Annotated in this window: 1 pseudogene; it reads right to left on the minus strand. The window is 59.6% G+C overall.

The features are described from left to right. Positions 1-255, minus strand: a pseudogene (locus tag IB244_RS31825) (cytochrome b); the annotation flags it as partial.

The following is a 255-nucleotide window of genomic DNA, read 5'->3' on the forward strand; positions in this document are numbered from 1 at the left end:
AGAAGGCGAAGTAGAAGAGAGTGCCAAGCTGCGACATGATCACGTAGGTGCCTTCGGCAGGACGCGAGCCGAGCCAGCCGAGGACGATGGCATTGGCGACGAACAGCCAGAAGAACAGCTTGTACCAAGGGCGATAAGCCGCCGAACGCACCTTCGAGGTATCGAGCCAGGGCACGAAGAACAGCACGATGATGGCGCCGAACATGACGAGGACGCCGGCCAGCTTCGAGTCGATCGGTCCGATGTTGAAGGTGA

Source organism: Rhizobium sp. RHZ02 (assembly GCF_014851575.1).
GTDB classification, from domain to species: domain Bacteria; phylum Pseudomonadota; class Alphaproteobacteria; order Rhizobiales; family Rhizobiaceae; genus Rhizobium; species Rhizobium altiplani.